Source organism: Brevundimonas sp. UBA7534, from assembly GCF_002479325.1.
Taxonomy (GTDB): Bacteria; Pseudomonadota; Alphaproteobacteria; order Caulobacterales; family Caulobacteraceae; genus Brevundimonas.
In genome coordinates, this window is sequence record NZ_DLMO01000184.1 from 1 (window position 1) to 11,311 (window position 11,311).

Below are 11,311 nucleotides of genomic sequence, written 5' to 3' on the forward strand. Positions count from 1 at the left end.
ATGAGTCCGGACCCTAGGCCTATTCCAGTCCATCCTCGCTGACGACGAAGTCGCGGTTCTCGGCCCGGGCGCGCGCGGCCAACTCTTCCTGAACAAGATGCCAGCGGCGCAGGCGCTCGTAGTCGATCGCGTGTTCGGGCGAGGAATCCAGCCAGTCGCGGAAATCCGCCAGCTGGATCCGCGCGTTCGGCGCCGACATGTCGGGCAGGGCCGGCACATTGGGCAGGCGGCGCGCCACCGAGGGCGGGATCGGGAAATCTCCGGACGAGGTGCTCAGGATCATGGCTGCGACGGCGGCTGGAGGAAGGCGCGACCATGCCCGAACATCGGGGCTTGGCCAACCTTTTCCGACCTTGCGCATTTCAAGCTTGAGTGTTCCAGTCCGCCGCCCTTCGGGAGAATGAAGCGATGAAGACGTCAGTAGCCCTGAGTCTGACCCTGGCCGCCATTGTGGGCGTCGCCGGCGCCGTCCAGGCCCAGGAGGGGACGCAGGCCAGGACGCCCGCGCCCACCGCCTCCACCGCCTATCGCGCGCCTGACGGCTATCGCGACCAGCGCGCCTTGCCCGACGCCCACGATCCGGCCGCGCGCGACGCCCTGTTGCGCGCGCGCGGCGAGGCCTATCACAGGGCGCCCGACAGTCAGCAGACCGAGGCCGAACTGGCCGCCACCCGCGCGCTGAACGCCGAGATCGTGGCCCAGAACGAGCTGGCCGCCAAACAGGAAGAGGCGGATCGCCTGGCGCGCGACGCCGCCCTGGCCCGCTATCAGATCGAGGTGCGCCAGACCGAAGAGCGGGCTCATGCGGAGGCCGAGGCGGCCCGCGCCGCCCAGGATAGGTACGACCGCGACTACGCCGCCTGGATGGAACAGGTCAAAGCCTGTCAGTCGGGCGTCCGCGCCGCCTGCGCCGCGCCCCAGCCCTAGGTTCCGCCTTACCAGGGCTGAGATTTTTGTCTACGACCGGCACCACGCGCCCAAGGCGATCATCCACCGGGTCCGCTCAAGCGCCGGCTGCGTTTAGGAATTCAGCAGACTCGTCACCTCCCTCGGGGGGATGGAAAGTGAGCTCCTGCTAGGCGCATAGATATCAGCCGACGCGCCTTACAATACGCCGAACAGCCGCAGCGCCTGATAGCCGGCCGAGACCAGGACCACGACGCCGACGCCATAGGTCAGGGCCGGGCGAGGGGCGACGCGGGCGATGAGGCCGGCCAGGGGGCGGCGGCCAAACCGCCCAGGATCAGCCCCAGGATGACCATGGCGTGAGAGGCGAACCCTTCCGCCTGGTCCCAGTGGCCGGTAAGCAGCGCGGCCAGGAAGGTGGCCGAAATGGCCGAGGTGACGAAGAACTCCGCCGTATTGGTGGTGCCAATCGACACCCGCGGATCCTGGCCCGTGCCGACCATGGTGGTGGTCACGGTAGGGCCCCATCCGCCGCCGCCGATGGCGTCGAAGAAGCCGCCCACCAGTCCCAGCGGGGCCGAGAACTTGATCGGAAAGACGCGCTCTCGCGTCTTCTTGGTGGCGCGCCAGATGATGACCAGGCCCATGATCGACAGATAGGCGGTGATCCAGGGCTTAAGCGCGTCGCCGTCCACGCTGGTCAGGACGAAGGCGCCCAGGCCCCCGCCAACCACGCCGCCCAGCGCCAGTGGGGCGAAGAGCTTCCAATTCACATTGCGGTTGGCCGCGTGCGATCCGGCCGAGGCGGCGGTGGTGAAGACCTCAGCGGCGTGGACGCTGGCCGAGGCTGTGGCGGGCGGCACGCCGAACGACAGCAGGACGGTCGAAGAGATGACGCCGTAGGCCATGCCCAGGGCGCCGTCGACGATCTGGGCCAGGAAACCGACGAGCAGGAACAGCAGAAAGTCTTGCATGGACGCCTCCAGGAGGATGGGGCGAAGGTGCGGTCTAATTTCCTACCGGGTCAATAGGAGAAGAATTGGCTGCCGCCTGCAGAAGGGTTCGCGTCTCGAACACGGCCGCCAGGGCGTCGCGACCCTCGCTCAGCACCGGGCGCAGCGGGCAAGTCCGTTCGTCCGGGCAGGTCTCGCACGGGCCGGGCGCGGTCCGAGAGGCGCACGGCGCCAGCGCCAGCGGCCCCTCCAGCGCGCGGATCACGTCGGCGAAGGTGATGGCGTCGGCCGGCGCGGCGAGGGCGTAGCCGCCGGTTCGGCCCCGCCGCGAGACCAGCAGGCGGCGCCGGCGCAGGTCCAGCAGGATGGCCTCCAGGAACTTCCGCGGCGCACTTGCGCCCTCGGCGATCTCGGCGATGGTCGCGGAGCCGCCGCCGGGCAGGCCGGCCAAGTGGATCATGGCGCGCAGGGCGTAGCGGGACCGGTTGGACAGCATGGCCCGTGATCGCGCGCGCCGCGCCCTGGCGCAAGGCCCCGCCTGGCCGCGCCCAGCCTCAGGCCGGGGCGCCCAACCGCGTCACCGCTTCCAGGATCTGGGCGCCGGTATAGGGTTTAAGCACCAGGGCCTCGGCCCGGTCGGCGTGCCGGGCGGCCAGGGTCACGTCGCCCGAGATGAAGACCACCTGCACGTCCCAGCGGCCGGTCAGGTCGGAGGCCAGGTCAACGCCGGTCGCGCCGTCGGACAGGTTCAGGTCCAGCAGGGCGATGTCGACCGGGTGAAGGGCGGCCGCCGCCTCGGCCGCGGCGGCGTTGTGGAAGGGGCCGACCACGCGGTGCCCCGCCTCGGTCAACAGTTCGGTCAGGTCGGCGGCGGCCTCGGCGTCGTCCTCCACCACCATCACCGTCAGCGGGTCGCCCGCGGCGGCGGGAGCGTCGCCCTCCGCACGCGGCGCCTGACGGGTGACGACGGCGCGAACGTCGCGCCAGACCTCGGCCGGGCTGCGGTCGGTGTCCAGGTCATAGATGGCGGCCATGGCCTTCAGCTCCCTCAGGTCCTCCGGCGACAGGTCGCCGCCGGTTTCGGTCATGCGGTCGTCGTAGAGGCGGCACAGACGCTCGACAGGCGTCGAAGCGGAATGATCGACCATGGCGGCCCCCGAAAATGAACTCAGGCTCAGCTAGGTCATCGAACGGACGGACGGAAGCGCGGCTGACGGCTTCGTTATCCCCGATCACAATGGCGGCGCCGGGCTTGATCGCCGCCGGTCATCGACAGGGCGCGGTCCGGCGCGGTATGGACGCCTCCCTTTCCCACGCTCAGGTTCTTTCGTCCCTTGCGTCTGCCCCAGGCCCGTCTCGATCAGGTGCTCGACCGTTTCCACGAGGTGGAGGCGCGGATGGGCGCGGCGACCGACGGGGTCGAGATCGTGCGCCTGTCCAAGGAACACGCCGAGCTGAAGCCGGTCGCCGACGCGGTACAGGGCCTGGCGCGCGCGCGGGCCGAGGCGGACGACCTCAAGGCCATGACCGGCGACCCGGAAATGGCGGCGATGGCCGAGGAGGAGCTGCGCGCCCTGAGCGACCGGCTGCCCGAACTGGAGCGGCGGGTGGCCCTGCTGCTGGCGCCGCGCGACGCCGACGAGAACGCCTCGGCCGTGCTGGAGGTGCGCGCCGGCACGGGCGGGGACGAGGCCGCCCTGTTCGCCGGCGACCTGTTCCGCATGTATTCGCGCTACGCCCAGGATCGGGGCTGGCGGGTCGAGGTCGACAGCGCCACCGAGGGCGAGGCCGGCGGCTACAAGGAGATCGTCGCCACCGTCACCGGCGAGGGCGTGTTCGGCCGGCTGAAGTTCGAAAGCGGCGTGCACCGGGTGCAGCGGGTGCCCGTGACCGAGGCGGGCGGACGCATCCACACCTCGGCCGCCACGGTCGCCGTCCTGCCCGAGGTGGAGGACGTCGAGATCGAGATCCTGGACAAGGACATCCGCATCGACACCTTCCGGGCCTCCGGCTCGGGCGGCCAGCACGTCAACAAGACCGACTCGGCGGTGCGGATCACCCACCTGCCCACCGGCATCGTGGCGACCAGCTCGGAGAAGTCGCAGCACGTGAACCGCGACAAGGCGATGAAGAACCTGCGGGTGCGGCTGTACGACATGCAGCGCCAGGCCAAGGACGCGGCGCGGTCCGACGCGCGCAAGTCCCAGGTCGGGTCGGGCGACCGCTCCGAGCGCATCCGCACCTACAACTTCCCGCAGGGACGCGTGACCGATCACCGCATCGGTCTGACGCTGCACAGCCTGCCGCAGATCCTGGAGGGCGATCTGGACCCGGTGCTGAACGCCCTGATCGCCGAGGACCAGGCCGCGCGCCTGGCGGACCTGGAGGCGGAGTTCGCCTGAGGCGACGATCGGCCGCTCACGCGAAAATGAGCGACGGCGATGGCGACGGAGGGCTAGGACTGTCGGCATGAAGTTTCGGGCAGGGGTCATAACGACGGCGGCGGCCTGCGCCTTGCTGACGGTCGGATCGGCGGCGCAGCCGGCGGGCGCGCGTCCCGAACGGCCGCGCGCCGTGCTGCGCGGCGCCGCGCCGGTGGTCGTGGAGCTGTTCACCGCCCAGGGCTGCGGCGGCTGCGTCGACGCCAATGCGACGGTCGAACGGGCGGCCGCCGGACCGGGGGTGATCGCCCTGACCTATGGCGTCGACTACTGGGACTATCTGGGCTGGCCCGACACCTTCGCCCAGCCGGCCTTCGGCGAGCGCCAGCGCGCCTATCGCGCCGCCCTGCATCAGCGCGGGGTGTCCACGCCCCAGGTGGTCATCGACGGCCGCCGTCAGGTGTCGGGCGCGCGCGGGCTGGAGCTGGAGGCCGCCATCGTCCAGGAGGCGGCGCGCCAGGTCTGGCCGCCCGAGATCGAGTTCCGCGCCACCGGGGACCGCGTCGGCGTCGGCTCGGGCCGCGCGCCGGCGGGCGGCGCCGAGGTCCTGGCCGTGACCTATACCCCCGGCGTCCAGACCGTGGAGGTGCGCGAGGGCGAGAACCGCGGCCGCACCGTGCGCCACGTCAATGTGGTGCGCGAGGTCACGCGCCTGGGCGAATGGCGCGGCCGTCCCACGCTCTACGCCCTGCCCGAGACGCCGAACGGCGACGCCGTGGCCGTGCTGATCCAGGCCAAGACCGACCGTCGCATCATCGGGGCGGCGGTGAAGGACTAGGTTGCATCGACTTTCAGGGTTCGGACGTCTTCGTCCCTGAAAGCGGCCGGGGCTTGGTGAGGAACCCGCAAACCGGGGCTGCCGTCACGCCCACAGGCTTGGGGCGGCGGCCCAAGTCGGCAGGGGCGCGGATTGCACTGCACCGGCGAAAAGGGTGCAAGGTGCAATAAGGTGCAATTCAGTCCTCCTCCACCGGACGCAGCGGCGGCGCGGTCGGGAGGTTGACGACCTTTTCGGGGTCCTGGCTCCAGCGCTGGTGGAGGCGGCGACGATGATCGTCGTCGGCGGCGATGCGGGTCAGGTCCTCGTGAAGCCGGGTCCAGCCGCGGGTCTCGATCAAGCGCCCCTCGCGCATCGCGCGCGCCGCGTTCGACCAGGCCAGGCGGGCCATGTCGGCGGCGTTCAAAGGCAGGCCCTGGTCGATCAGGTCCAACTCTTCGTCGTCCAGGGGCACGAAGGGCGAACCGACCAGATGGTCGGCGCGGCGCCAGCCCTCCGTGCGGGCGCGCCAACGGAAGGTGGACAGGCTGAGGCCATGCCGTTCACACACCTGGGCGGCGGCGGCGCCCGACAGATAGTCGGCGCGGGCGGCGGCCCAGGTCTCGGCGGAGCGGCGGGAGCGGGGTTCGGCAAGGGTCTGGGTCATGACGGCATTATCGTCGCCCCGACGACCCAGGCGCGCCGAACGCCGAACGCAAGATCCAAAGTATTGAAAAGACGGTGTCTTGCTGAAGAAATTGGGATGGCTGGGCGCTGTTCGCCATCCTAATGGGTCAGGCCCCCGCCTTCCGGGCGAACCCCCAGGCGGCGTCGCTGAGGGGGCCGACCTGGGCGGCCATGGTCCTGGCGTGGGCGCTGGCGGCGGTGCCGTCGCGGACGCGGCCGGCGATGCCCTGGCAGATGGCCGCCAGGCGGAACAGGTTGTAGGCGTAGAGCCAGTCCAGGTTCGCCGGGCGCAGGCCGGTTGCGGCGGCGTAGCGGTCGACCGTCTCCTCCACCGAAGGGATGCCCAGGGCCTGAAGGTCCGCGCCGGCCAGGCCGTTCCTCAGGCTGGCGGGAATGGCCCAGGCGATCAGCAGATAGGAGAAGTCCGCCATCGGGTCGCCCAGGGTCGACAGCTCCCAGTCCAGCACGGCGCGCACCTGGGCGGCGTCGGGCGCCAGGATCATGTTGTCGAGGCGGAAGTCGCCGTGGACGATGCGGCTGGGCCCCTCGGGCGGCAGGCTGTCGGGCAGGAAGGCGATCAGACGGTCCATCGCCGGGATCGGGTCGATCTCGGAGGCGCGGTACTGTTTGGTCCAGCGGCCCACCTGGCGGGCGAAATAGTTGCCGGCCTTGCCGTAGTCGCCCAGGCCGATGGCGGCGGGGTCGAAGGCGTGCAGCCGCGCCAGCGTATCGGTCTGGGCCTCGTAGATGGCGCGGCGCTCGGCCGGGGCCAGGCCGGGCAGTTTCAAATCCCAGAAGACCCGTCCCTCGACCTTGTCCATGACATAGAACATCGAGCCGATGACGGCATCGTCCGTACACAGAGCATAGGGGCGGGCGACCGGGAAACCCTGGGCGTCCAGGGCCGAGATGACGGTGAACTCCCGGTCCACGGCGTGGGCGCTGGGCAGCAGCACGCCCGGCGGCTTGCGGCGCAGCACATAGGCGCGGCCGGGGGTGGTCAGCTCATAGGTCGGGTTCGACTGGCCGCCCTTGAACTGGCGCAGCGTCAGGGGACCGGCGTAGCCCGCCACGTTCTCCTTCATCCAGGCGTCCAGCGCCGCCTCGTCCAGCCGGTAGCGGGGATCGACCTCGCGCGTGCCGGAGAAGGCGTCCTGCGGGTCCATGGCGGCGTCGGTCATCCTGTCTCCCCTTGGTCCGTCGGCGTTCTTCAGGACGCGCGTTCGGGCGCGGCGATGATGGCCGCCTTCACCGCGCGACGCCAGCCGGAAAGCAGCCGCTCGCGCTCGCCTGCCTCCATCCGCGGGGTCCAGACGGCCGGGGCCTCGGCCGGGCGATGCTCCAGGTCGTCGATCAGGCCCACGCCGAAGGCGGCCAGGCGCGCCGCGCCCAGGGCCGTCATCTCCTGGAAGGCGGGACGTTCGACCGCCACCTGGCAGATGTCGGCGACGAACTGCATGGCGAAGCTGTTGGCGGTGACGCCGCCATCGACCTTCAGCGTCGTCAGCGGCGGGGCGCCGTCGTCGGCCAGGGCGTCCAGCAGGTCGCAGGTCTGATAGGCCAGGGCCTCCAGCGCGGCGCGGACGAAATGGGCCGGGCCGGAATCGCGGGTCAGGCCGACCACGGTTCCGCGCGCGTCGGGCTCCCACCACGGCGCGCCCAGGCCGGTGAAGCCGGGAACCAGATAGACGCCGCCGTTGTCGGGCAACCCCTGCGCCATCGCCTCGGACTGGCGCGATTCCGAGATCATCCTGGCCCCGTCGCGCAGCCACTGGATCGCCGACCCGGCCGAGAAGATCGACCCTTCCAGCGCATAGGCGGTGCGGCCCGCCGTCGCCGTTGTCGTCGCAAAGCCCAGGGTGCCCAGCAGGCGCCGGGTCGAGACGACGGGTTCGGCCCCGACATTGGCGACCAGGAAGGCGCCGGTGCCATAGGTGATCTTGGCGTCGCCGGGGTTCAACGCTCCATGCCCGACCAGGGCCGCCTGCTGGTCGCCGGCCGATCCGGCGAGGGGCAGGGCGCGGCCGAACAGCGACGGCTCGCTCTCGGCGATCACCTCGGCGCAGCCGACGATGCGGGGCAGGGCCTGGATCGGCACGTCGAACAGGGCGCAAAGATCCTCGCGCCATTCCAGGGTCTTCAGGTCCATCAGGCTGGTGCGGGCGGCGTTGGTCGCGTCCGTCGCATGGACCCGGCCGCCGGTCAGCTTCCAGATCAGCCAGGCGTCGATGGTGCCCAGCTTCACCTCGCCGCGCGCTGCCCGCTCGGGCGCGCCCGGCACGGCGTCCAGCAGCCAGGCGAACTTGGCGGCCGAGAAATAGGGGTCGAGGATCAGGCCGGTCGCCGCCTGCACCGCCGCCTCGTGGCCCGCCGCCGCCAGCCGGGCGGTGACGTCGGCGGTGCGACGGTCCTGCCAGACGATGGCCCGGTGCAGCGGCTCGCCGGTCGCGGCGTCCCAGATCACCGCCGTCTCGCGCTGGTTGGTGATGCCGATGGCGGCGAACCGGCCGATCCCGCCCGCCTGGCGCACGACCTCGCGACAGGTCTGCAGCGTCGCCGTCCAGATTTCGGCGGCGTCGTGCTCGACCCAGCCGGAGCGGGGGAAATGCTGCGCCAGCTCGATCTGGCTGACGGACGAAGGATGCAGGTCCCCGTTTCGAACCTCGAACGCGATGGCGCGGCTGGAGGTGGTGCCCTGGTCGATGGCGAGGATCAGGCTCAAGTCGTTTCTCTCCCGATAGGCTTTGAGCTAAGGGGAGCACATGACGAACCGCCTGCCCAGCTATGAAGGCGTGTTGGACGCCGCCCGCCGGATCGAGGACGTCGTCGTCCGCACCCCGCTGATCGAAAGTCCCGCCCTGAACGAGCGTGTGGGCGGCCGCGTGCTGATGAAGGCCGAGACCCTGCAATGCGCGGGCGCCTTCAAGTTTCGCGGCGCCTACAACCGCATCAGCCGGCTGAGCGAGGCGGAGAAGACGCGCGGCGTGGTGGCCTTCTCGTCGGGCAATCACGCGCAAGGCGTGGCGGCGGCGGCGAAACTGGTCGGGACGCCGGCGATCATCGTCATGCCGTCGGACTCGCCCGCGGTGAAGGTGGAGGGGGTTCGCGGCTTCGGCGGCGAGGTGCGCTTCTACGACCGCTGGAAGGAGAGCCGCGAGGCCATCGGCGCCGAGATCGCGGCCGAGCGCGGATCGGTTCTGGTCCCGCCGTTCGACGATCCCTTCATCATCGAGGGGCAGGGGACGACGGCGCTGGAACTGCTGGACCAGGCCGATACGGCTATCGACCAGCTGTTGTGCGGCGCCTCGGGCGGCGGGCTGATGGCGGGGATCAACCTCGTCATGGCCGAGCGTAGTCCGCAGACGGACGTTTTCGTGGTCGAGCCCGAGGCGTTCGACGACACCGCCCGTTCTCTGGCGGCGGGAGAGCGCGTCGGCCATCCGCAGGGGACGCCCTCGATCTGCGACGCCCTGATGGCGCCCATGCCGGGCGAACTGACCTTTCCGATCAACCGTCGCTGCGCCGGGGCGATCACCGTGTCCGACGCCGAGGTCGCCGAGGCCGTCGCCTTCGCCTTCCGGCATCTGAAGCTGGTGGTCGAGCCGGGCGGGGCGGTGTCGCTGGCCGCCCTGCTGGCTGGCAGGATCGAGACGCGGGGCCGCACGACCGCCATCGTCTTGTCGGGCGGCAATGTCGATCCGGGCCTGTTCGCGGCGATCGTCGAGGGACGGTTCAAGGCCTGACTTCCCTTCGCGCCCCGGTTCGGGGAAGGTGGCGAAAACAGCGGGAGGACAGGATGCCGAAGACCAGCGAGCTGCAGGGCCTGATCGGCCAGGATGTCGGGGTCTCGAAATGGTTCGAGATCACACAGGCGCGGATCGACGCCTTCGCCGACTGCACCGAGGATCACCAGTTCATCCACGTCGATCCCGAGGCGGCCAAGGCCACGCCGTTCGGCGGGACGATCGCCCACGGTTTCCTGACGCTGAGCCTGGCCTCGGCCATGAGCTATGACGCCGTCGCGCCGCTGGACGGGGTGGTGATGGGCGTCAACTACGGCTTCGACAGGCTGCGCTTCCTGGCGCCGGTTCCCGCCGGGTCGAAGGTGCGGGGGCGGTTCAGGCTGTTGTCCGCCGAGGACAAGGGCGGCGGCCGGTGGCTGCTGAAGCATGAGCTGACGGTCGAGATCAAGGGCGGCGACAAGCCCGCCCTGATCGCCGAATGGCTGGGGATGCAGATGGTCGGCGCCTGAGGCGGCCGACAGGAAAAAGGCCCGGAACCTGCGTTCCGGGCCTTTGCCTTTAGTCCAGCGTGCGCTTGATCTCTTCGACCGTGAAGCACTCGATGTAGTCGCCTTCCTTGATGTCCTGGAAGCCGGCGAACTGCATGCCGCATTCCTGACCCGAAGGCACTTCGTTGACCTCGTCCTTGAAGCGCTTGAGCGTGTTGAGCACGCCCAGTTCCAGCACCACCACGTCGTCGCGGATGATGCGGACGCGCGCGCCTTTCCTGACCACGCCCTCGGTGACGCGGCAGCCGGCGATCTTGCCGACCTTGGAGATGTCGAACACCTGCAGCACCTGGGCGTTGCCCAGGAAGGTCTCGCGCTGCAGCGGCGCCAGCATCCCCGACAGCACGCCCTTCATGTCGTCCAGCAGGTCGTAGATGATCGCGTAGTAACGGATCTCCACGCCCTCGCGCTCGGCCAGGTCGCGCGCCTGTTTCGAGGCGCGGACGTTGAAGCCCAGGATCGGCGCGCCGGCCGACTTGGCCAGGTTGACGTCGCTCTCGGTGATGCCGCCGGCGCCCGAGAAGACGATGCGGGCGCGGACCTCGTCGTTGCCCATCTTTTCCAGCGAGGCGGCGATGGCCTCGCCCGAGCCCTGGACGTCGGACTTGATGACGACCGGCAGCTCGCTGATCTTCTTGGAGCCCAGCTTGGCCATCATGTCGACCAGCGACACCGAGCCGCCCGACACCTGGGCCTTCTCGCGCTTCACCCGCTGACGGTATTCGGTCAGCTCGCGGGCGCGACCTTCGGAATCCACCACGGCGAAGACCTCGCCGGGGGACGGCGCCTCGTCCAGGCCCAGGATCTCGACCGGGACGGACGGGCCGGCCTCGGTCAGCTGCTCGTTGCGCTCGTTCAGCAGGGCGCGAACCTTGCCCCAGGCGCCGCCGGCCACGACGATGTCGCCGCGCTTCAGCGTGCCGCGCTTGACCAGGACGGTGCCGACCGGGCCGCGGCCCTTGTCCAGCTTGGCCTCGATGACCACGCCCTCTGCCGAACGGTCGGGGTTGGCGCGCAGGTCCATGACCTCGGCCTGGATCAGGATGGCTTCCAGCAGGCCGTCGAGGTTGGTGCGGTTCTTGGCCGAGACCTCGATGATCTGCGTGTCGCCGCCCAGGCTTTCGGCGATGACTTCATACTGCAGCAGTTCGTTGACGACCTTCTGCGGATTGGCGTCGGGCTTGTCGACCTTGTTGACCGCCACGATGATCGGGGCGCCGGCCGCCTTGGCGTGCTGGATGGCCTCGATCGTCTGGGGCATGACGCCGTCGTCGGC

Annotated in this window: 13 protein-coding genes; 5 read left to right on the forward strand and 8 right to left on the reverse strand. The window is 70.3% G+C overall.

Translation table 11 applies throughout. From position 1 onward, the window contains the following. Window positions 1–19: 19 nt before the first annotated feature. Window positions 20–283, reverse strand: a complete 264-nt coding sequence (locus B2U11_RS15440; protein ID WP_292073061.1) for a hypothetical protein — start codon at window positions 281–283, stop codon at window positions 20–22. 125 nt (window positions 284–408) lie between these two features. Here B2U11_RS15440 and B2U11_RS15445 point away from each other — a divergent pair, with 125 nt between their 5' ends. Further along, window positions 409–927, forward strand: a complete 519-nt coding sequence (locus B2U11_RS15445) for a hypothetical protein (RefSeq protein WP_292073063.1) — start codon at window positions 409–411, stop codon at window positions 925–927. Window positions 928–1,175: 248 nt separating this feature from the next. Here the strand turns inward: B2U11_RS15445 and B2U11_RS15450 are convergent, their stop codons facing one another. From B2U11_RS15450 to B2U11_RS15460, 3 genes are read right to left on the reverse strand one after another with little or no spacing between them, the layout of a single operon-like run. After that, window positions 1,176–1,880 (reverse strand): sulfite exporter TauE/SafE family protein, encoded by a 705-nt coding sequence (locus tag B2U11_RS15450; RefSeq protein ID WP_292073065.1) that lies wholly within the window; start codon window positions 1,878–1,880, stop codon window positions 1,176–1,178. Between the two features lie 34 nt (window positions 1,881–1,914). After that, on the reverse strand, window positions 1,915–2,355 hold the full coding sequence (locus B2U11_RS15455) for an RrF2 family transcriptional regulator (protein WP_292073067.1): 441 nt from the start codon (window positions 2,353–2,355) through the stop codon (window positions 1,915–1,917). 58 nt (window positions 2,356–2,413) lie between these two features. After that, on the reverse strand, window positions 2,414–3,007 hold the full coding sequence (locus B2U11_RS15460) for a response regulator (protein WP_292073069.1): 594 nt from the start codon (window positions 3,005–3,007) through the stop codon (window positions 2,414–2,416). A 186-nt stretch (window positions 3,008–3,193) separates the two neighbouring features. On the opposite strand from B2U11_RS15460, the gene prfA reads away from it, so the two are divergent. After that, window positions 3,194–4,261, forward strand: a complete 1,068-nt coding sequence (prfA, locus tag B2U11_RS15465; RefSeq protein ID WP_292073071.1) for a peptide chain release factor 1 — start codon at window positions 3,194–3,196, stop codon at window positions 4,259–4,261. A 67-nt stretch (window positions 4,262–4,328) separates the two neighbouring features. Further along, window positions 4,329–5,078: a DUF1223 domain-containing protein gene (locus tag B2U11_RS15470; protein ID WP_292073073.1), complete on the forward strand. Its 750-nt coding sequence runs from the start codon at window positions 4,329–4,331 to the stop codon at window positions 5,076–5,078. 178 nt (window positions 5,079–5,256) lie between these two features. On the opposite strand, the gene B2U11_RS15475 is transcribed toward B2U11_RS15470, so the two are convergent. From B2U11_RS15475 to glpK, 3 genes are all read right to left on the reverse strand, one after another. Further along, window positions 5,257–5,724, reverse strand: a complete 468-nt coding sequence (locus tag B2U11_RS15475; protein WP_292073077.1) for a hypothetical protein — start codon at window positions 5,722–5,724, stop codon at window positions 5,257–5,259. Window positions 5,725–5,851: 127 nt separating this feature from the next. Beyond that, window positions 5,852–6,925 carry a phosphotransferase family protein gene (locus B2U11_RS15480; protein WP_292073080.1) on the reverse strand — a complete coding sequence of 358 codons (1,074 nt, stop codon included), beginning with the start codon at window positions 6,923–6,925 and terminating at the stop codon, window positions 5,852–5,854. A gap of 29 nt (window positions 6,926–6,954) precedes the next feature. After that, window positions 6,955–8,460 (reverse strand): glycerol kinase GlpK, encoded by a 1,506-nt coding sequence (gene glpK, locus B2U11_RS15485; RefSeq protein ID WP_414632979.1) that lies wholly within the window; start codon window positions 8,458–8,460, stop codon window positions 6,955–6,957. 46 nt (window positions 8,461–8,506) lie between these two features. On the opposite strand from glpK, the gene B2U11_RS15490 reads away from it, so the two are divergent. Then, entirely contained in the window at window positions 8,507–9,487 is a 981-nt protein-coding gene (locus tag B2U11_RS15490) for a threonine ammonia-lyase (protein WP_292073085.1), read from the forward strand. Window positions 9,488–9,540: 53 nt separating this feature from the next. Next, on the forward strand, window positions 9,541–9,996 hold the full coding sequence (locus B2U11_RS15495) for a MaoC family dehydratase (RefSeq protein WP_292073088.1): 456 nt from the start codon (window positions 9,541–9,543) through the stop codon (window positions 9,994–9,996). A gap of 49 nt (window positions 9,997–10,045) precedes the next feature. Here the strand turns inward: B2U11_RS15495 and infB are convergent. Continuing rightward, window positions 10,046–11,311 (reverse strand): translation initiation factor IF-2 (infB, locus tag B2U11_RS15500; RefSeq protein ID WP_292073091.1); only part of this gene is annotated, 1,266 nt, incomplete at its 5' end.

Excerpts from the sequence above, each read along its gene's own strand:
- B2U11_RS15440 (WP_292073061.1), bottom strand. The coding sequence starts at position 283 with ATGATCCTGAGCACCTCGTCCGGAGATTTCCCGATCCCGCCCTCGGTG.
- B2U11_RS15445 (WP_292073063.1), top strand. The coding sequence starts at position 409 with ATGAAGACGTCAGTAGCCCTGAGTCTGACCCTGGCCGCCATTGTGGGC.
- B2U11_RS15450 (WP_292073065.1), bottom strand. The coding sequence starts at position 1,880 with ATGCAAGACTTTCTGCTGTTCCTGCTCGTCGGTTTCCTGGCCCAGATC.
- B2U11_RS15455 (WP_292073067.1), bottom strand. The coding sequence starts at position 2,355 with ATGCTGTCCAACCGGTCCCGCTACGCCCTGCGCGCCATGATCCACTTG.
- B2U11_RS15460 (WP_292073069.1), bottom strand. The coding sequence starts at position 3,007 with ATGGTCGATCATTCCGCTTCGACGCCTGTCGAGCGTCTGTGCCGCCTC.
- B2U11_RS15470 (WP_292073073.1), top strand. The coding sequence starts at position 4,329 with ATGAAGTTTCGGGCAGGGGTCATAACGACGGCGGCGGCCTGCGCCTTG.
- B2U11_RS15475 (WP_292073077.1), bottom strand. The coding sequence starts at position 5,724 with ATGACCCAGACCCTTGCCGAACCCCGCTCCCGCCGCTCCGCCGAGACC.
- B2U11_RS15480 (WP_292073080.1), bottom strand. The coding sequence starts at position 6,925 with ATGACCGACGCCGCCATGGACCCGCAGGACGCCTTCTCCGGCACGCGC.
- B2U11_RS15490 (WP_292073085.1), top strand. The coding sequence starts at position 8,507 with ATGACGAACCGCCTGCCCAGCTATGAAGGCGTGTTGGACGCCGCCCGC.
- B2U11_RS15495 (WP_292073088.1), top strand. The coding sequence starts at position 9,541 with ATGCCGAAGACCAGCGAGCTGCAGGGCCTGATCGGCCAGGATGTCGGG.